Source organism: Pedobacter sp. AC212 (assembly GCF_979258625.1).
In genome coordinates this window covers 1,213,358-1,232,243 of sequence record NZ_OZ409870.1, presented here as the reverse complement: position 1 = coordinate 1,232,243, position 18,886 = coordinate 1,213,358, and the positions used below count along the sequence as shown (strand labels likewise).

Annotated in this window: 30 protein-coding genes; 4 read left to right on the top strand and 26 right to left on the bottom strand. The window is 37.0% G+C overall.

Annotated features, from left to right (window positions below; all coding sequences use genetic code 11):
* Positions 1-13 precede the first annotated feature (13 nt).
* The 21 genes from rplR to ACZZZC_RS05280 all read right to left on the bottom strand — a co-directional run bounded on the left by rplR (position 14) and on the right by ACZZZC_RS05280 (position 11,417).
* Positions 14-367 carry a 50S ribosomal protein L18 gene (gene rplR / locus ACZZZC_RS05380; protein ID WP_025145211.1) on the bottom strand — a complete coding sequence of 118 codons (354 nt, stop codon included), beginning with the start codon at positions 365-367 and terminating at the stop codon, positions 14-16.
* Positions 368-372: 5 nt separating this feature from the next.
* On the bottom strand, positions 373-930 hold the full coding sequence (gene rplF / locus ACZZZC_RS05375; protein WP_056848531.1) for a 50S ribosomal protein L6: 558 nt from the start codon (positions 928-930) through the stop codon (positions 373-375).
* 18 nt (positions 931-948) lie between these two features.
* Positions 949-1,347 carry a 30S ribosomal protein S8 gene (gene rpsH / locus ACZZZC_RS05370; protein ID WP_025145213.1) on the bottom strand — a complete coding sequence of 133 codons (399 nt, stop codon included), beginning with the start codon at positions 1,345-1,347 and terminating at the stop codon, positions 949-951.
* A 148-nt stretch (positions 1,348-1,495) separates the two neighbouring features.
* Complete coding sequence (rpsN, locus tag ACZZZC_RS05365; protein WP_025145214.1) at positions 1,496-1,765, bottom strand: 30S ribosomal protein S14; 270 nt, start codon at positions 1,763-1,765, stop codon at positions 1,496-1,498.
* Positions 1,765-2,331, bottom strand: coding sequence for a 50S ribosomal protein L5 (rplE, locus tag ACZZZC_RS05360; RefSeq protein ID WP_086547740.1), 567 nt, complete (start codon positions 2,329-2,331; stop codon positions 1,765-1,767). Before rplE ends, rpsN begins: the two co-directional genes overlap by 1 nt.
* Positions 2,328-2,669 carry a 50S ribosomal protein L24 gene (gene rplX / locus ACZZZC_RS05355; protein WP_029282701.1) on the bottom strand — a complete coding sequence of 114 codons (342 nt, stop codon included), beginning with the start codon at positions 2,667-2,669 and terminating at the stop codon, positions 2,328-2,330. Before rplX ends, rplE begins: the two co-directional genes overlap by 4 nt.
* A gap of 1 nt (position 2,670) precedes the next feature.
* A complete protein-coding gene (gene rplN, locus ACZZZC_RS05350) occupies positions 2,671-3,039 on the bottom strand; it encodes a 50S ribosomal protein L14 (RefSeq protein WP_010599900.1) in 369 nt (122 codons plus the stop codon).
* Position 3,040: 1 nt separating this feature from the next.
* Positions 3,041-3,295, bottom strand: a complete 255-nt coding sequence (rpsQ, locus tag ACZZZC_RS05345) for a 30S ribosomal protein S17 (RefSeq protein ID WP_010599901.1) — start codon at positions 3,293-3,295, stop codon at positions 3,041-3,043.
* 13 nt (positions 3,296-3,308) lie between these two features.
* Entirely contained in the window at positions 3,309-3,521 is a 213-nt protein-coding gene (rpmC, locus tag ACZZZC_RS05340) for a 50S ribosomal protein L29 (RefSeq protein ID WP_025145217.1), read from the bottom strand.
* Between the two features lie 71 nt (positions 3,522-3,592).
* The gene (gene rplP / locus ACZZZC_RS05335) at positions 3,593-4,015 is read right to left on the bottom strand and encodes a 50S ribosomal protein L16 (RefSeq protein ID WP_010599903.1); all 423 of its coding nucleotides are present in this window, start codon (positions 4,013-4,015) and stop codon (positions 3,593-3,595) included.
* Positions 4,016-4,055: 40 nt separating this feature from the next.
* Positions 4,056-4,901 carry a 30S ribosomal protein S3 gene (gene rpsC / locus ACZZZC_RS05330; protein WP_056848530.1) on the bottom strand — a complete coding sequence of 282 codons (846 nt, stop codon included), beginning with the start codon at positions 4,899-4,901 and terminating at the stop codon, positions 4,056-4,058.
* 9 nt (positions 4,902-4,910) lie between these two features.
* On the bottom strand, positions 4,911-5,270 hold the full coding sequence (gene rplV, locus ACZZZC_RS05325; protein WP_056848529.1) for a 50S ribosomal protein L22: 360 nt from the start codon (positions 5,268-5,270) through the stop codon (positions 4,911-4,913).
* Positions 5,271-5,277: 7 nt separating this feature from the next.
* Positions 5,278-5,544 (bottom strand): 30S ribosomal protein S19, encoded by a 267-nt coding sequence (rpsS, locus tag ACZZZC_RS05320; RefSeq protein ID WP_010599906.1) that lies wholly within the window; start codon positions 5,542-5,544, stop codon positions 5,278-5,280.
* Positions 5,544-6,368, bottom strand: coding sequence for a 50S ribosomal protein L2 (gene rplB / locus ACZZZC_RS05315; protein WP_056848528.1), 825 nt, complete (start codon positions 6,366-6,368; stop codon positions 5,544-5,546). Before rplB ends, rpsS begins: the two co-directional genes overlap by 1 nt.
* A gap of 20 nt (positions 6,369-6,388) precedes the next feature.
* Positions 6,389-6,679, bottom strand: coding sequence for a 50S ribosomal protein L23 (gene rplW, locus ACZZZC_RS05310; protein ID WP_056848527.1), 291 nt, complete (start codon positions 6,677-6,679; stop codon positions 6,389-6,391).
* Between the two features lies 1 nt (position 6,680).
* Positions 6,681-7,310 carry a 50S ribosomal protein L4 gene (rplD, locus tag ACZZZC_RS05305; protein WP_010599909.1) on the bottom strand — a complete coding sequence of 210 codons (630 nt, stop codon included), beginning with the start codon at positions 7,308-7,310 and terminating at the stop codon, positions 6,681-6,683.
* Between the two features lie 4 nt (positions 7,311-7,314).
* On the bottom strand, positions 7,315-7,932 hold the full coding sequence (rplC, locus tag ACZZZC_RS05300) for a 50S ribosomal protein L3 (protein ID WP_056849254.1): 618 nt from the start codon (positions 7,930-7,932) through the stop codon (positions 7,315-7,317).
* A 172-nt stretch (positions 7,933-8,104) separates the two neighbouring features.
* Positions 8,105-8,500 carry a DUF1634 domain-containing protein gene (locus ACZZZC_RS05295; RefSeq protein ID WP_463485145.1) on the bottom strand — a complete coding sequence of 132 codons (396 nt, stop codon included), beginning with the start codon at positions 8,498-8,500 and terminating at the stop codon, positions 8,105-8,107.
* Position 8,501: 1 nt separating this feature from the next.
* Positions 8,502-9,335, bottom strand: coding sequence for a sulfite exporter TauE/SafE family protein (locus tag ACZZZC_RS05290; protein WP_463485144.1), 834 nt, complete (start codon positions 9,333-9,335; stop codon positions 8,502-8,504).
* Positions 9,336-9,579: 244 nt separating this feature from the next.
* Positions 9,580-10,161 carry a hypothetical protein gene (locus ACZZZC_RS05285; protein ID WP_463485143.1) on the bottom strand — a complete coding sequence of 194 codons (582 nt, stop codon included), beginning with the start codon at positions 10,159-10,161 and terminating at the stop codon, positions 9,580-9,582.
* On the bottom strand, positions 10,161-11,417 hold the full coding sequence (locus ACZZZC_RS05280; RefSeq protein ID WP_463486693.1) for an NAD(P)-binding domain-containing protein: 1,257 nt from the start codon (positions 11,415-11,417) through the stop codon (positions 10,161-10,163). The genes ACZZZC_RS05285 and ACZZZC_RS05280 overlap by 1 nt, the downstream gene beginning before the upstream one ends.
* A gap of 173 nt (positions 11,418-11,590) precedes the next feature.
* Here ACZZZC_RS05280 and ACZZZC_RS05275 point away from each other — a divergent pair, with 173 nt between their 5' ends.
* Positions 11,591-12,202 (top strand): hypothetical protein, encoded by a 612-nt coding sequence (locus ACZZZC_RS05275; protein ID WP_463486692.1) that lies wholly within the window; start codon positions 11,591-11,593, stop codon positions 12,200-12,202.
* A gap of 65 nt (positions 12,203-12,267) precedes the next feature.
* Here the strand turns inward: ACZZZC_RS05275 and dgt are convergent, their stop codons facing one another.
* Entirely contained in the window at positions 12,268-13,608 is a 1,341-nt protein-coding gene (gene dgt, locus ACZZZC_RS05270) for a dGTP triphosphohydrolase (RefSeq protein ID WP_463486691.1), read from the bottom strand.
* 114 nt (positions 13,609-13,722) lie between these two features.
* Between dgt and ACZZZC_RS05265 the strand changes: the two genes are divergently transcribed.
* Positions 13,723-14,085, top strand: a complete 363-nt coding sequence (locus tag ACZZZC_RS05265) for a hypothetical protein (protein WP_463485140.1) — start codon at positions 13,723-13,725, stop codon at positions 14,083-14,085.
* 10 nt (positions 14,086-14,095) lie between these two features.
* Positions 14,096-14,290, top strand: coding sequence for a YtxH domain-containing protein (locus ACZZZC_RS05260; protein WP_463485139.1), 195 nt, complete (start codon positions 14,096-14,098; stop codon positions 14,288-14,290).
* 263 nt (positions 14,291-14,553) lie between these two features.
* On the opposite strand, the gene ACZZZC_RS05255 is transcribed toward ACZZZC_RS05260, so the two are convergent.
* Complete coding sequence (locus tag ACZZZC_RS05255; protein WP_463485138.1) at positions 14,554-14,823, bottom strand: hypothetical protein; 270 nt, start codon at positions 14,821-14,823, stop codon at positions 14,554-14,556.
* A gap of 308 nt (positions 14,824-15,131) precedes the next feature.
* Here ACZZZC_RS05255 and ACZZZC_RS05250 point away from each other — a divergent pair, with 308 nt between their 5' ends.
* Positions 15,132-15,791 carry a response regulator gene (locus tag ACZZZC_RS05250; RefSeq protein ID WP_463485137.1) on the top strand — a complete coding sequence of 220 codons (660 nt, stop codon included), beginning with the start codon at positions 15,132-15,134 and terminating at the stop codon, positions 15,789-15,791.
* A gap of 3 nt (positions 15,792-15,794) precedes the next feature.
* Here ACZZZC_RS05250 and ACZZZC_RS05245 read toward each other — a convergent pair whose 3' ends face one another.
* From ACZZZC_RS05245 to fusA, 3 genes are all read right to left on the bottom strand, one after another.
* On the bottom strand, positions 15,795-16,040 hold the full coding sequence (locus ACZZZC_RS05245; protein ID WP_463485136.1) for a hypothetical protein: 246 nt from the start codon (positions 16,038-16,040) through the stop codon (positions 15,795-15,797).
* Positions 16,041-16,268: 228 nt separating this feature from the next.
* Positions 16,269-16,574 carry a 30S ribosomal protein S10 gene (rpsJ, locus tag ACZZZC_RS05240; RefSeq protein ID WP_008244591.1) on the bottom strand — a complete coding sequence of 102 codons (306 nt, stop codon included), beginning with the start codon at positions 16,572-16,574 and terminating at the stop codon, positions 16,269-16,271.
* Positions 16,575-16,714: 140 nt separating this feature from the next.
* Positions 16,715-18,829 (bottom strand): elongation factor G, encoded by a 2,115-nt coding sequence (fusA, locus tag ACZZZC_RS05235; RefSeq protein WP_056848516.1) that lies wholly within the window; start codon positions 18,827-18,829, stop codon positions 16,715-16,717.
* Positions 18,830-18,886 lie beyond the last annotated feature (57 nt).

The window sequence follows — 18,886 nt, the reverse complement described above, 5'->3', positions numbered from 1 at the left end:
CTTTTTCTTCAGATTAAAATACTAAACCAGCTTCGCGGGCACCCTCTGCCAACGATTTTACACGACCGTGGTATAAATAGCCATTTCTATCGAAAACAACTTCTTTAACACCAGCAGCGATTGCTTTTTCAGCAACTAATTTGCCTACTGCAACTGATTGGTCGCTTTTGTTACCTGTTCCAGAAAAATCTTTTGATAAAGATGATGCTGAAGCTATTGTAGTACCGGTTACATCGTTAATTACCTGCGCATAAATCCCTTTATTGCTTCTATATACAGATAACCTTGGACGCTCTTCCGAACCGGTAAGTCTTTTTCTGATCCCTTTTTTAATACGATCTCTTCTTGATAATTTTTTACCTGCCATGATTACTATTTTTTAGACGCTGATTTACCTGCTTTTCTTCTTAACACTTCACCTACAAACTTGATACCTTTACCTTTGTATGGCTCTGGTGCACGTAACGAACGGATTTTCGCTGCTACCTGACCGATCAATTGTTTGTCAATACTTTCTAAAATGATTTTAGGAGTTTGACCTTTTTCTGAAGATGTAGTTACTTTAATCTCTTCTGGTAATTGAAATACATAATGGTGAGAATAACCTAAAACTAGATCTAGTGTATTACCTTGGTTTGTAGCACGGTAACCAACACCTACTAATTCTTGAGTTAATTTATAACCTTCTGTAACACCAACAACCATGTTGTTAAGCAATGAGCGATATAAACCGTGTAATGCTTTATGTTTCTTTTGTTCTGATGGACGTTGAACTGTTAAAATTCCATCTTCTTGACTTACAGTGATATCTGAATCTACTGCTTGTGTTAATTCACCTTTAGGGCCTTTTACACTTACTACGTTATCTTTCGATACAGTAATGGTAACACCTGCAGGGATTGTAATTGGGGCTTTTCCTATTCTTGACATTGTGCTGTTCTCCTAATATTAATAAACGTGACACAATACCTCACCACCAATGTTTAATTTGGCTGCTTCTTTATCAGTCATTACACCTTTAGAAGTAGATAAGATTGCGATACCTAAACCGTTTAATACTCTTGGCATATTTTCAACACCAGCATAGTTTCTCAAACCTGGTTTACTTACTCGCACTAATGTACGAATAGCAGGAACTTTAGTAATTGGATTGTATTTCAATGCAATTTTAATGATGCCTTGAACTGTTGTATCTTCAAACTTGTAGTTCGCGATGTAACCTTTATCGAAAAGAACTTTAGTAATTTCTTTTTTAAGGTTTGATGCAGGAATTTCTACAACACGGTGGTTGGCCTTAATGGCATTCCTTACTCTTGTTAAATAATCTGCTATTGGATCTGTATTCATTATTTATTGTTTTTGATAGTGGTTTCCTTCTGCTACTCAGCTGTGGGACCTGCTATCGGTTAAAATTCTTTTTTAGTATATATACAATAGTATAAAGTATAAAGACCAATTGATCTAAATACTTTATACTAATTACTTTATACTTTTATTACCAAGATGCTTTTTTAACACCTGGTATTTTACCGTCTAGTGCCATTTGGCGAAACGTTACCCTTGAAATACCAAAGGTACGCATATAACCACGTGGACGACCAGTTAATTTACAACGGTTGTGTAAACGTACTGGAGATGAGTTTTTAGGTAATTTATCTAAACCCTCGAAATCTCCTGCAGCTTTTAATACTGCACGTTTTTCAGCGTATCTAGCTACCAATTTTTGGCGCTTAACTTCGCGTGCTTTTACACCTTCTTTTGCCATTATTCTGCTGTTTTTTGATTTTTAAATGGTAATCCGAATTGTTTCAATAACTCAAGAGCCTCAACGTCAGATTTTGCCGAAGTTACGAAAGTTATATCCATCCCTAAAATTTTATTGATTTTATCTATATTAATCTCTGGGAAGATGATTTGCTCAGTTACACCTAATGTGTAATTTCCTTTACCATCAAAACCTTTATCGTTAATACCTTTAAAATCACGGATACGTGGTAAAGCTACAGAAATCAAACGATCTAAGAACTCATACATATTGTTATCACGTAATGTTACGCGTACACCTACTGGCATACCTTTACGTAATTTAAAGTTAGAGATATCTTTCTTAGAGTTAGCCGGAACCGCTTGCTGACCAGTAATAGTAGTCAACTCAACGATTGTGGTATCCATAATCTTTTTATCAGTAACAGAAAAACGACCAACACCCTGATTGATACAGATTTTTTCCAATTTAGGAACCTGCATTACAGTTTTGTACTGAAATTTCTCTTTTAATGCATTTACAACTTCTTCTTTGTATTTGCTTTTTAATCTAGGTGTAGCCATTATTTAATTTCCTCCCCTGAAATTTTAGCAACTCTAACGATTTTACCATCAGCGTTAAGTTTACGACCAACGCGAGTGGCTTTACCAGATTTTGGATCAACCAACATCAAGTTAGAAATGTGAAGAGCAGCTTCTTTTTTAATAATACCACCGTTCGGATTTGCAGCATTTGGTTTAGTATGTTTAGACACTAAGTTAACGCCTTCTACAATGGCTCTGTTTTTATCTATTTGTACTGAAAGTACTTTTCCTTGTTGACCTTTTGAATCGCCAGCAATTACTTTAACTAAATCTCCAGTGCGGATTTTAAGTTTTGATGGTGTATTTACTTTGTTTCCCATTTTATAATACCTCCGGTGCTAATGATACAATTTTCATGAATTGTTTTTCACGTAGTTCTCTCGCAACCGGGCCAAAGATACGTGTACCTCTTGGCTCATCCTGTGCGTTCAATAATACAGCAGCATTATCGTCAAAACGGATATAAGAACCATCTTTACGACGGATTTCTTTTTTAGTTCTTACAACAACTGCTTTTGAAACTGTACCTTTTTTAATATTACCTGACGGTAATGCGCTTTTTACGGTAACAACTACTTTATCACCAATTGAAGCATAACGTTTGCCGGTTCCACCTAGCACGCGAATTACTAATACTTCTTTTGCGCCGCTGTTATCAGCAACGTTTAATCTCGATTCCTGTTGTACCATCTTATTTAGCTCTTTCTAAAATTTGTACCAATCTCCAGTTCTTGTTTTTACTCAAGGGACGAGTTTCCATAATCAATACTGTATCACCGATACCGCATTCGTTTTTCTCGTCGTGAGCCATAAATTTGGTAGTTTTCTTAACGAACTTACCATAAATCGGGTGCTTTACTTTACGTTCCACGCTCACTACAACAGATTTATCCATCTTGTTGCTTACCACTAATCCCGTTCTTGTTTTTCTTAATTGTCTTTCCATGTCGACTCTCAAATTATTTAGTTTCAGTAGCTGACTCAGTGTTTTTCACTTTAGTCAACTCAGTGTTTAAACGGGCTATGTCTTTCCTTACTTTCGCAATACGCGAAGGATTTTCGATAGCTGAAATAGTGTGTGCGAACTTTAATTTTGATAAGTTCTCTTTTTCTTCCGCAATCTTAGCTACTAATTCTTCTTTTGAAAGCCCTGTGATTTCTGAATTTTTCATTTTTCTTTTTTTTAAGTTGAGTGTAGCGGTTATAATAAACAAGTATTTACAACATTCACCTCAACATTTTACTATGCTTCTACGTAATCTCTACGTACTACGAATTTGGTTTGGATTGGTAATTTCTGAGCTGCTAAACGCAATGCTTCTTTAGCTACTTCTAAAGGCACACCTTCAGCTTCGAAAATTACGCGTCCAGGTCTAACAACTGCTACCCAATACTCAGGAGCACCTTTACCTTTACCCATACGTACCTCAGCAGGTTTTTTAGTTACTGGTTTGTCCGGGAAAATTCTGATCCATACCTGGCCTTCACGTTTCATGAAACGGGTTACCGCGATACGAGCAGCCTCTATCTGGCGACTTGTAATCCAAGTTGCTTCTAAAGATTTGATACCGAAAGATCCGAATGCTAATTCAGCTCCACGAGAAGCTAAACCCTTCATTCTGCCTTTTTGCATCTTCCTGAACTTCGTTCTTTTTGGCTGTAACATTTTATTTTGTTCTAATCGTTAAACGATGTTAATAAATCAATTATTTACGAGGACCTCTGTTAGCGCCTGCGCCACCACCTCTGTTTGCACCACCTTGGCCTGGACCACGACCGCCGCCTTGGTTTCCACCACGTCTGTCGTTACCACCGCCACGGTTATCTCTTCCACCACCACGGTTATCTCTTCCACCGAAAGCTGGTTTATCTGATGCGCCTTTTGGACCGTTGTTTGTTGAACCGATGTTTGGAGACAAATCACGTTTTCCATAAACCTCACCTTTACAGATCCATACTTTAACGCCGATTTTACCATAAGTGGTTAAAGCTTCAGCTAAAGCATAGTCAATATCAGCACGGAATGTATGCAAAGGCACTCTTCCTTCTTTGTACTGCTCAGTACGTGCCATCTCAGCACCACCTAAACGACCAGAAGTCATGATTTTGATACCTTCAGCACCCATACGCATGGTTGATGCGATAGAAGATTTCATTGCTCTACGGAATGAGATCCTTGCTTCTAATTGTTTTGCAACACCTTCTGCAACTAATTGTGCATCAAGTTCTGGGCGTTTAATCTCGAAAATGTTAATTTGAATTTCCTTTTTAGTCAATTTCTTTAACTCTTCTTTGATTTTATCAACCTCAGCACCTGCTTTACCGATTACGATACCTGGGCGAGCTGTGTGGATTGTTACCGTGATACGTTTTAACGTACGCTCGATAACCACTTTAGCAACACCACCTTTAGCGATACGAGCAGAAAGGTATTTTCTTATTTTCTCATCTTCAACTAATTTATCGGAGTAGTTGTTGCCACCGAACCAGTTAGAATCCCATCCTTTGATGATACCTAACCTGTTACCTATTGGATTTGCTTTTTGTCCCATTTCCTAAAATTAGTTTTGAGTTGTTTCTGTACTTTTACTATCTACAATCAGCGTAACGTGGTTTGAACGCTTACGAATTCTATATCCACGGCCTTGAGGTGCTGGACGTAAACGTTTAAGTTGACGACCACCATCTACCATAATGGTTTTAACAAATAACTCACTTCCATCAGAAGTTTTGCCATTTTTAGCTTCCCAGTTGTTGATAGCAGATAATAATAATTTCTCAACTCTTATTGCTGCTTCTTTATTGGTAAACTTTAAAACACTTAATGCTTTTTCTACACGTTCACCTCTGATAAGATCTACAACCAAACGCATCTTACGCGGTGAGGTTGGACAATTGTTTAATTTTGCTATTGCTTCCATTGTCTAATTATTTTTTCTTTTCAGCGTGTCCTCTGAATGTTCTGGTTGGAGCAAATTCTCCCAACTTGTGACCAACCATGTTTTCTGTAACATACACAGGGATAAATTTATTACCATTGTGTACTGCAAATGTATGATTAACGAAATCTGGTGAAATCATTGATCTACGAGACCAAGTTTTGATTACAGACTTTTTGCCTGAATCATTCATAGAGTTTACTTTTTTCTCTACGTTATGGTCAATATAAGGTCCTTTTTTTATCGAACGAGCCATTATTTCTTCCTTCTCTCTATGATGTAACGATTAGAATATTTTTTAAGTTCTCTGGTTTTGTAGCCTTTAGCTAAAACGCCATTTCTTGAACGTGGGTGACCACCTGATGATCTACCTTCACCACCACCCATTGGGTGATCGACAGGGTTCATCGCTACCGGTCTAGTTCTCGGACGACGGCCCAACCAACGTTTACGACCAGCTTTACCTAATACTTCATTTGCGTGATCTGAGTTAGATACCGCACCGATAGTAGCAAGACAAGTAGTCAAGATTAAACGGGTTTCGCCTGAAGGCATTTTCAAAGTAGCATATTTACCATCGCGGGCAGCTAATTGTGCATAAGCACCTGCACTACGAGCTAATTGTGCTCCTTTTCCAGGGTGAATCTCCACGTTGTGGATGATAGAACCTAATGGAATGTTCGATAATTTTAAAGTGTTACCTACTTCTGGAGCTGCTGTTTCGCCCGATAATAATACCGAACCAACTTGCAAACCTTCTGGAGCAATAATGTAACGCTTCTCGCCATCTGCATAATGTAATAATGCGATGCGGGCAGTACGGTTTGGATCGTATTCAACAGTAGCTACTGTTGCAGGAATATCGAATTTATCGCGTTTGAAGTCGATTAAACGATATGATTTTTTATGACCACCACCCATGTAGCGCATAGTCATTTTACCTGTGTTGTTACGTCCACCAGACTTTTTTGATGATACAACCAATGATTTTTCGGGCTTGGTTGCTGTAATCTCCGTAAAACTAGCACCAACTCTGAAGCGGGTACCTGGAGTAACTGGTTTAAATTTTCTTAAGCCCATAGTTATAATTAATTATTAAATTAAAGAGTTGCGTAATAATCTATTGTTTCGCCGTCTTTTAACGTTACGATTGCTTTTTTGTATTTCGGGCTACGGCCAGAAACAAAACCTGCTTTAGTGTAACGAGATTTCGCTTTTCCATCAACAACCATGGTGTTAACTGCAACGATGGTTACACCGTACAATTTCTCAATAGCCGCTTTGATTTGGATTTTGTTAGCCTTGTGGTTAACAGCGAATGTGAAACGGTTAGATTTTTCAGTTAAAGCTGAAGCTTTTTCGGTTAATATTGGTTTTTTTAAAATTTCCATATTACTTGGCAAATGCCTCCTCCAAAGTTTTAACAGAATCTGCAGTTAACACAAGTACACCAGCGTTTAATACATCATAAGTATTTAAATCTGCTGCCGAGATTACTTTAGTTTTCTGAACGTTTCTGCTTGATAAATAGATATTATTATTTTGTGCAGGTAAAACCAATAAAGTTTTTTGAGTACCTACGTTTAACGCAGCCAATAAACTTGTATAGTTTTTTGTTTTAGCTGTATCGAAGTTGAAATCTTCTAAAACTACCACGCTGTTATCTTTTGCTTTATAAGCTAAAGCAGATTTACGTGCTAATGATTTTAATTTCTTGTTCAATTTAAAGCTATAATCACGTGGTTGAGGACCGAAAACACGACCACCACCGTTAAATAACGGAGATTTAATGCTACCAGCTCTGGCACCACCTGTACCTTTTTGCTTGTATAGTTTACGAGTTGAACCAGCAATCTCATTACGTTGTTTAGATTTATGAGTACCTTGACGTTGGTTAGCCAAATACTGTTTTACATCTAAATAAATCGCGTGGTCGTTAGGCTCGATACCAAATACCGATTCAGGAAGTTGCACCTTGGCACCTGTTTCTTTACCTGAAATGTTTAATACTTTAACTTCCATCTGATTACTTGTCTAAGATTACGTAAGAACCTTTAGCTCCTGGAATGGAACCACTAACTACTAATAGGTTTTGCTCAGCATAAACTTTCAAAACCTGTAAGTTTTGAACTTTTACTCTGTCTCCACCTGTTCTTCCTGCCATGCGCATTCCTTTGAATACACGTGAAGGGAATGATGATGCTCCCAATGAACCTGGGGCACGTAAACGGTTATGCTGACCGTGAGTCTGCATACCAACACCGGCAAATCCGTGGCGTTTTACAACACCTTGAAAACCTTTACCTTTTGAGGTACCCACAACATCAACAAAATCGCCTTCTGCGAATGCATCAACGGTTACTACATCACCTAAATTAAGTGAAGTTGTAAACGAATCGAATTCAACAAGTTTGCGTTTCGGAGTTGTGTTTGCTTTCGCGAAATGGCCTTTTAACGGTTGAGTTGTGTTTTTCTCTTTTTTTTCATCGTAACCCAATTGGATTGATGAATACCCGTCTTTTTCTTCGGTTTTCACTTGTGTAACTACACAAGGCCCAGCCTCGATTACCGTACAAGGAATGTTTCTTCCTTCGGCATCAAAGATACTGGTCATTCCTACTTTTTTTCCAATAATTCCTGACATTTTATCTTTTCTTTTTAACACCCATCGAAGCAGTAGGGCTTCGTTCAAGGTGGTTGTACATCCCCCGAAAGGGACGGCAAAGATAGACAAGAATTATTAATTTTCAAATAGTTAGCCAAATATTTTTTCAAATAAATTGTTGATATGTTGGCTTTTAACTTTTAACCAGATGTTAATGTGCCAAACCACCATTTAAACTGATGGTTATGATGGCAAGGATGATAAATCCGATAAGAACATAGAGATAATCTTTCTCTATCAAAAAGCTAAATATGGCAAAAATGATGCGGGCGATTGGGGTAAAAATGAGCATTAGGATACCAAACTGAACAATGGCATCGCCATGAAAGCTCGATAAGCCTTTAAAAATCTCACCAATAGATGAAAATTTTGAGAGTTCTGGTTTAAAAACTTTATAATCGGTTATTACCCCTTTGTTATGGATAAGGAAAATGACACCACCAATCAGTACAATACTCATCGATATGATTACACCAGCACGCAGAAGCGTACCCAATACAACCTGGATATCCTTATCGCTAATATTTTCGTTTTTCTCTTCGTTCATTTTACAAGCCGCTAATTCCTTTGTAAATCATTTGTAGTGCTAAAAAAGTAACTACAACTGCAAAAACAATTTTTAGTTTGTCGGTCTTAGTTCGCAACAAAACTTTCGATCCAATCGAAGCGCCGGTTAAAACTCCAATACAAACGGGCATTGCAATTCCAGGATCTATCTGACCGCGATGCAAATAAACAATCGCACTTGCAGCTGCCGTTACACCCATCATAAAGTTACTCGTGGTTGTAGAAACCTTAAAAGGCAAACGCATTATGTTATCCATCGCAATTACTTTTAAAGCACCGCTGCCAATACCTAAAAGACCAGAAAGCGTACCAGCAAAAAGCATCATCGCAAAGCCAGCAGGCACATTTTTAACTGCATAAGGATGATCTACGCCTTTATCAGGATAACTACTGTTAAGTTTGAAAAATTTTGCCCATTTATCAGTCTTGTCTAAAGTGGTATGATCGATCTTTTTCTTCAACGTCATGATGGCGGAGAAAATTAAGATGCAACCGAATATGATGGCGATATAATTTGCATTGAGATAAACGGCTACTACTGCGCCAGAAATGGCTCCTATCGTAGTGGCAATTTCGAGAAACATACCAATTCGAATATTTGTAATTCCTTCTTTTACATAGGCTGCCGCAGAACCCGATGAAGTGGCTATTACCGAAACAATTGATGCACCGATGGCATAATGGATATCAACCCCTAATGCTAGTGTTAATAGAGGGATAATAATTACACCCCCACCCAAGCCTGTTAATGAACCTAATAAACCTGCCAAAAAAGCGCCTAACAAAACGATGATGGTAAATAACAAAACCGACATGCGGGCAAATATAAGGGACAGTTTTTGGCTAAACGAAGGATTTATGGAATAAAATAAAGTCTATATATTATATGGATGATATAAATTGGGACCTGGTAATTAAAATTTATCAACGTGTTACAGGTGTTAGCTACGCTCTATTCTCACTCTCTTTTTAACGACCGTGTTAGCAGTTATTAATTTCAATCATGCTGTAGTATAACTATAGCATACGTCGAAAACAGGTGCAAACTGAAAATTTAACTCAGGATTTTTGATGAAGCTTACTCTCCTTATTGATATCCATATTTTTGAAAGTCTCAATGAGTTCGTAAGCAATTTGCCTAACCGTTGCTGGTATTGGATTGATTGTATTTTTGTTTACATGAGCATCAGTAAGCTTCCATCCTGATGTATCTATAACTATTTGATCATTCCCGGCTAGCGCTTTTGTGATTTTAGCTCTCGTAAATGCAATTGAACTGGAATCAACTATTATCTTTTTGTTGTTCCACCAGTTTTCTAACGATACTCTAATCAGATTAGACTGCTCAAGCTTCGGCAGATAATCCCAGCCTGCTCCTTTTGTATGCTCCAGCTTTAACAAGCCAATAAAGTTGTTTATACTTTTCGATTGATAAGTTTCTGAACTACAGCTAAGCTGAATGTGATTAAGCTTTAATTTAGTAAGTAATGATTTGGATTGTTCAGCATTCTGGAATAGGATCAAAACTCGTTTAGCAATTTGAGAAACCACCTGTTTATTTCCCAAATCATATTCCTGGCATAAACTTTCAATATCAGCCAAATGAGTTTGCAATTCAACAACTAATTCTGATTTTCCCACTACTTCCCTAACCTCCTAATCATTTCCGCACTCAGGTCTCTCCCATCATTCAATCGATTGGCAAAAAATGATTTTGCAGCCTCAAAATGTTCCTTATATCCTTTCAAATCACCGTATCCTATTATCGATGCCCATTCATGAACAGCGGTATGAAATTCCAAATCGTCGCCGCGGATAGATTTATCGTATAAAGCGGTGGTGATCGATTCTTCCAACATCTCCTCATTTTTGAAAAGATACTCAGCTATGCCAAGCCTCAATTTAAAAGGAGGGGTTTGACAAATTAGGTTATCATAAGGATTTACGCCCATTTTATACCAGGCATAAACCATACTTAGCAAACTTAAGTGCGAATTTGGCTTTTGTTTATGATTTGCATCAGAAAGGCTAAATTCTTTCATAATGTTGTCATCAAGGAGCAGAAGCGTTCTGCTCTCATGAAATACAAAATCGCGGGCAGCATAAATTTTCTCCCTAAATTCAATTTCATTTTCACAAATCATCAGCTTATATAATTCAGATTCTGCCTGAGCGTAGTATTTCACCTGCTTCTGGGCATAAGGATTCAATATTGCTAAGCCAGCATAAATATGTGATTTGTAACTAAAAATTCTGAGCGTGGTTAAGATTTTCACATTATCTATTCCGCCAGCATAAGCTGGGTTATCCCATGGAAAGAAACCTGCATTTTTCCATGCTGAACCCATACTCTCGAAGCCCATGTGGGTAACGGCTTGTGTATCGGCCACAATACGGTCATGCTCACGATAATCGTCCATTTCGATAATATTCGATTTAAGCGAACGGTAAACGGCTAAAGCTTTAGCATAAACTTCATCGGAAGCCCGGTGGCGAACGACCACCAGCGTTTGCCCTTCTGGACTAAAAGCAGGCCCGTGTAAAGAGTGGCAGGTTACAATCTGTGTATCATCTGGAAGATGTTTCTCAAAAGCTGCAATTTCCGGATGTTTAACAGAGGTTTGTCCGGATACAATTGCGCCGAACTTTGTAGAACGGGCAAACGTAGAAACTACTTCATCAATCTTTTCTGCTTCCACACAGTAAATTATAAAGTCTGATTTGCGGGCCACTTCATGACCATCAATTAATACCTCGATTCCTTTCGGCTCTAATTCATTTTTTAAATCCGAAAACCTTAAAGGCATATCTGCCCCGCATACTTTATAACCTTCGCTTGCAAACGACAGCGCATATAATTTGCCCATATCGCCCAAACCGATAATTCCTATTTGCATGAGGCAAATGTAATCTATCAATAAGTAAATTATAATAAAACGTAGATAAAATTGTTATTTAACAGATAACGAAAACGCACAACAATTAAAATCTATAAAGCCATTAGTTAAAAATTATTAACTAGGAAATAGATAAAAATGTAGTTTTACACTCAAACACCTATATTTAAACTATGCAGAAAATTAAACACACCCTATTGTTTTTAGGCGCTATGCTATTTTTAAACATTGCTTTTGGTCAAACTTTGCCAGATACAACAAAAAACACCGATCCATCGCTAAATGGCCAGTATCAGTTTATGTTAAAAAAATCTAAGAGTTTATATGGCGCAAGGCTGATTAACCCTTCAAGATTATCTGGAGTGTGGAAAAGTGTAAACGATACCTTGAGGAAAGAACGCAAACAACTGCAAGAGGCAAAACAAGAAATTAAAACACAGGCACAAACCATTTCTACATTGAAAGGCGAAGTTTCTGGAAAAGAAAACTCATTGGCAGATGCCACAGCTTCCGTTAATGAAATTAAATTTCTGGGGATATCTGTTAACAAAGGAACCTATAACACCATCGTTTGGGCAATTATTATTATTCTGGGCGCTGGCTTGGCAATAGTAATTTTTCAATCTGGTAAATATAGAAAGGAAGCGACTTACAGAACACAGCTTTACCAGGAAGTTGCAGATGAATTCCAGGCACACAAGGTTAAAGCGAAAGATAAAGAAATGAAGTTGGCTCGTGAACTTCAGGACGAAAGAAATAGATGGGATGATTCTCGAGGAAGATAGTTGAGATTGAGATCAAGATCAAGGTTGGGGCAAAAATCTCAACCTTGATCTTGATCTCAACCAAATTAGGTTTCAGATGGAAATGAAATTCCTTTAATATTTCGATATAAATCTACAGCATAAAGATCAGTCATCCCCGAAACAAAGTCTAATACACTTTGGGTGCGGGAGTAAATATCAGGCAAATCAGTATGGTATTGCTTTGGTATCAGTTTTACCAACTTTTTATAATAGTGCGTGTTGTTATTCAAAGCTGGCACAAACTCCTCCAGTAAACCCGCCATAATTTTGTAACCTGCAACTTCTTTTTGAATCACTGAAGAGAAATTGTAAATGCGTTCAATAGAAACTTTCTCAATTTCTTTCCACGCAGAGCGATATGGTTCTGGTATCAGATCTGTAAGGCTATTATTCAAAGTTCCCTGAAGCAAACTTTCTTGTTCACGATAAAAAATGTCTGCGCAAATGTTGGTTAATGTATTTATTGCCTTCGCTCGAAGAAGACCAATTTTGGCATCATCATCCTCATAATCATTTTTAAGTCTATCTTCGATAGTTTTTGAATTCGCGAAAGGCAGCAAATAATTTTTCACCTCCTCGTAAGAAAGAATTTTTAAACGATGTGCGTCTTCCAAATCAATAATGCTATAACAAATATCGTCAGCAGCTTCTACCAGATAAACCAAAGGATGGCGTTTGTAAATTAAATATTCGTTTTCTTCTTTCTCAAGGTGAAGCTCATCCGCAATTCTTTTAAACGTTTCTTCCTCTGACTGGAAAAAACCATACTTTTTCCGGTGCAACAAACCTTTTTGTTTGCCTGCAATAGAAGCGCAAGGATACTTTGCAATTGAGGCCAGTGTAGAATAAGTAAGTGCATAGGCATCATTACCTTTGCCCTTTAGGGGATGAGTAAGAATCCTGATCGCATTCGCATTGCCCTCAAAATTTATCAAATCATGCCATTGCGATTCATTCATTTTATTTTGATAAACCTTGCCATCTCCATCAGTAAAATAACGTGAAATCGCAGCTTCTCCAGAATGCCCGAAGGCAGGATTTCCTAAATCGTGAGCGAGCGATGCAGCTGCAACAATATTTCCAACTTCATTTATAAGTGGAACATCTTTTATTAACTGAGGATTTTTTTCCTCCAAAGTATTCAGGAAAATATTCGCCATGGAACGAGCAACGCTTGCTACTTCCAAACTATGAGTTAAACGGTTATGAACAAAAACGCTTCCAGGTAATGGAAATACTTGAGTTTTATTTTGCAAACGTCTAAAAGGCGACGAAAATATTAATCTATCGTAATCTCTTTGAAAATCCGATCTTGCTTTATCTCTATCACCCGTCCAACTTTCTTGGCCAAATCGTTTATTTGAAAGTAAATTTTTCCACTCCATTTTTAAAATTTGGCGCAAGTTAGTTAAAAGCAGAAAATCCCATCAATAATAATTTAGAGAAACTTGACTTAAAACCATTTTTGCTTAAAGCTGTTCTTAATAAAAAATACAATTATGAAAACGAGTATTTATAATAAGGAAGAGCATATTGAAGGTTATGTTAGCAATGGTGACGATAGCACTAAATCAAAGCTTCAAAAGGAATACGAAAAAGGAAATGAGGGCAACGAAGTAACCAGTTATGGACAAGAAAGCGATGCAATAGCAGGCAATATAGCTGCTAAGGATGGCTTTGATAACAGCGGAACGCAGGGGAAGGATTCTTTAAGTGATGATGCTTATAATAGTAAAGATAAACACCCCACAGTTGAAAGTTCTGCAAGTAAAACTGGAAGTTCTTCGGATGATTTTGATTCGCCAAGCCAAAAAGAAATTAACCAAAGAGATGAAGATGATGTTTTAAATACTGGAATTTAAGAGGCTTATTATGGGATTACTAAAATATGTTGTAATTGGGGCGGTGGCCGTTTACGGTTTTAAATATGCCAGCAAAAAAAGAGAAATTGACGGAAAATCACTATTGGATGATTTAAAAGATGGTTTGAACGATGCTTTTTGTCAAGCCAAGGAATACAAAAACAGATTAGCGATGGACTATAATCAAACTACAAAACTTTACTGACATCAACAACTACTTTATACTACAAAATTTGATTTATATCAATTACTTTTAGGACTGAAAATTTGCAATAAGTTTGTTTAATTAGCAAATTTGCAAACACATTAGCACTCGCAGCCACATCTTAATCATCCTAAGGCTAAAACTAATTTATTGGGCTATAAAAATGGCTACTTTAAAAAACATCTAGCTGTTGAGTACTATCAGAATTATTCCTCTACCGGAAAAATCATTAACTATAAAGAGGGATTTTAACGAATCCTTCTTTATAAATCTTTCCCACCCAAACCTTTCTCATCGATACTATTTCTACTTCCAATATCTTCACCTTGACTTAGATTTTCGTTCTTTAAATTATCTATTGTATTGGATTCATTTTCTGTATTAGAAATATGATCCTTACTTGGCGTGTTTTTACGCTTAAACTCAGAGTCGCTAATGGTATGGCCATAAGTTGCCTCTCCATTATCCCATTCTATATTACGATCAGTATTTTCATTTTGATCATTTCTGTTATTATCAAGCTCCTTGTTCATCACACCTAAAAATTTAATCCGTTAATATGAATAACACCTAGATGGTTAATAAGGTTTAAACAATTTACAAATACGTTAGATTACCTAATCTCACTAGCTAAAGTTTAGCGGATAATTATTCAGGTGTAATTAAATACACTATTTCAAGAAAGAATTTGCACCTCCGTTCCATTGTGATAAAGGTAGTTAACAATGATCAGCGCTGCCATAAAAAAGGCGTATAAATACATCGCTTTTACGTATTTAAACAGAGATTATGGACGCTTGATTATATCGATATTTGATTTGACTATCCAACAACCTCAAATTTGAAAATCCCTATAAAGGTAATAATAGCCGATAACCACCCCATTATTAGAAACGGTATCACATCGTTAGTTGGAACCCAGGATAATATCGAAGTTATTGCCGAAGCTTCAAAGGGCTTCGAGGTAATCGATTTTTTGGAGAAAGGGAATCTTCCAGATATACTTATAACAGATATTGAAACGCCCGACTTGGATGGAATTGAATTGACCAAATTGATCAAAAGTAACTATCCACAAATTAAAGTCTTAATCTTAACGTCTGTTGATCAAGAAAAATTAATTACTAAATGCTTTGATGCTGGTGCCGATGGTTACTTGTTAAAGAATGTGACTACATCAGAAATTGTGTTCGCAGTTGAACAACTTAACGCAGGTTACAAATACCTCAGCACTTCAATTGGGATGAAATTACTGGATCCAGTTCAGAAAAAATATTCGGTAGAAGCAGGAAGCATGAAACGGAGTGTTCAGTTTTCGAAACGAGAAATGACAATACTAAAGCTCATTGCCGAAGGCTTTACCAATACTGAAATTGCAGATAAACTATTTACAAGTAAGAGAACAATAGAGGGCAATCGACAAAATTTGCTACATAAAACAGGCAAAAAAAATACTGCTGAGTTAATCGGTTTTGCAATTAGAAATGCAATTATTGATTAGCTTTCAATCCACTCCTTTACTTTGGTCAGATTTAACAGGAACATCTGTATCCTTTATACTTGATCCATTCTCATCTCTATGTTTAGGTGGATTGTCCATTCTGCTCTCCTCCAATTCTGAAAAATCGCTTCCTTTCTGATTTCCAACTTCCCCATGCGAAGAGGGTTTTTCCTTTAATTCTTCTTCAGGATTGGCAAAATCCTGACCCTCGATAGGAAGATTTTCTTCCTTTTTAGTTGGTTTATTCATATCATTTAAACGAATAAAAACCTAATTTGTTTAACGGCTAGTTTAAACATATTTGCCGCCAGAGAATCCGTGATTTATTACGCTAAGCTTCTCTTAAATGCTTATTGAAATCCCATAATGGCAACCAAAAACATCCAGGTCAGAAACTGCTATTCCATACGCCTCACAAAAAATAGGGCAAAAAAAAATCCTGACTTTCATCAGGATTTTTAATCTTTTTAAAATCAATTAAACTTTGATTTCAACCTCAACACCGCTAGGTAATTCAAGTTTCATTAAAGCATCAACTGTTTTAGAGTTAGAGCTATAAATATCTAATAAGCGTTTGTAAGCGCATAATTGAAATTGCTCTCTAGCTTTTTTGTTTACGTGTGGAGAACGCAATACAGTAAAGATTTTTTTCTCTGTAGGAAGTGGAATTGGACCACTTACAACTGCACCCGTAGGTTTAACAGTTTTTACGATTTTCTCAGCAGATTTATCTACCAAGTTGTAATCGTAAGATTTTAATTTAATTCTGATTCTTTGGCTCATCTTATTTTTAATTATGATTTCCTGTTAGAGCTATTAACAACAGAAATCGGATTTATTTTTTTAGTAGCAAGTATTTAGTATCGAGTATCAAGACCGATAATCCATCTTGATACTTGATACTTTTATCTTAATACTAAGAATTAGTCTTCAGATTTTACTCTTCCTTTTGATTTAGCAATTACTTCATCCTGTACGTTTTTAGGCGCTGCTTCGTAATGGTCAAATTCCATTGTAGAAGTTGCACGACCTGAAGTGATAGTACGTAACTGCGTTACATAACCAAACATTTCAGAAAGAGGCACAGTTGCTTTAATTACTTGGGCACCGTTACGTGTATCCATACCTAATAACTGACCACGACGACGGTTCATATCACCGATTACATCACCCATGTTTTCTTCAGGGGTTAAGATTTCGATTTTCATGATTGGCTCCATCAAAGTTGGTTTACATTTAGGTAAAGCTTCACGATATGCCATTTTAGCTGCAAGCTCAAATGATAAAGCATCTGAATCGACTGCGTGGAATGAACCATCAATCAAACGTACTTTCATATCAGGAAGTGGATAACCTGCTAACACACCGTTAACCATCGCTGCTGCGAAACCTTTTTCTACTGAAGGAATAAACTCACGTGGAATTGAACCACCTGTAATTTCATTTACGAATTGTAAACCACCTTTTTCGAAATCAGCATCGATTGGCGAGATAACCACTTGGATATCGGCAAATTTACCGCGACCACCAGATTGTTTCTTATAAGTTTCACGGTGTTGAGTAGTACCGAAAATAGCTTCTTTGTAAGCTACTTGTGGTGCACCTTGGTTAACTTCAACTTTAAATTCGCGTTTTAAACGGTCAATTAAAATATCTAAGTGTAATTCACCCATACCAGAGATAACCGTTTGACCAGTTTCCTGATCAGTTTGAACTCTAAAAGTAGGATCTTCTTCAGCCAATTTAGCTAAGCCCATACCCAATTTATCAACGTCAGCTTGAGTTTTAGGCTCAATAGCTAAACCAATAACTGGCTCAGGGAAATCCATAGATTCTAAAACGATTGGGTGTTTCTCATCACATAGTGTATCACCAGTTTTGATATCTTTAAATCCAACTACAGCAGCAATATCACCCGCAGCCACGTTTGGCACTGGGTTTTGCTTGTTAGCATGCATTTGGAAGATACGAGAAATACGCTCTTTACTTTCAGAACGAGCATTGTAAATGTAAGAACCAGCTTCTAAGTTACCCGAGTAAACACGGATAAAACATAAACGGCCTACAAATGGGTCAGTTGCAATTTTAAATGCTAAAGCTGCAAATGGCTCATTAATGCTTGGTTTTAATAAAACTTCTTCGTTAGTATCTGGATTAGTACCAATTACACCTTCGCTATCCATAGGTGAAGGCAATAATTCCATCACATAATCAAGCATAGTTTGTACACCTTTGTTTTTAAAAGATGAACCACAAACCATAGGAACAATTTTAGCATCTAAAACAGCCGCACGTAAAGCATCTAAAATTTCACGTTCAGTAATTGAGTTAGGATCTTCGAAGAATTTCTCCATCAAAGTCTCATCATAATCAGCTACTGATTCCAGTAATTTTTCTCTCCACTCAGCAACCTCATCTAACATATCATCAGGAATTGGCACTTCAGTAAAGGTCATACCTTTATCATGCTCATTCCAAACAATACCACGGTTGTTAATTAAATCAACCACACCTTTAAATGCATCTTCAGAACCGATAGGTAATTGCAATGGAACTGCATTACTACCTAACATATCTTTAACCTGCTTAACAACTTTTAAGAAGTCAGCTCCAGAACGGTCCATTTTGTTAACGAAACCAATACGAGGAACCGCATAATTGTTGGCTAAACGCCAGTTGGTTTCTGATTGAGGCTCAACACCATCAACTGCAGAAAACAAGAATACCAAACCATCTAATACACGTAACGAACGGTTTACCTCTACGGTAAAATCCACGTGACCTGGTGTATCAATAACGTTTACATGATATTTTTGACCTCTGTAATTCCAATCAACAGTAGTTGCAGCAGAAGTAATGGTGATACCACGCTCTTGCTCTTGTGCCATCCAGTCCATTGTTGCAGCACCTTCGTGCACCTCACCAATTTTATGACTCACACCAGCATAATAAAGGATACGCTCTGTTGTTGTAGTTTTACCTGCATCAATGTGAGCTGCAATTCCAATATTTCTTGTAAATTTTAAATCTCTTGCCATCTTATGTTTTTGATTTATCTGATTTTAAATGATTACACCGATTATGTAAAAACAAAT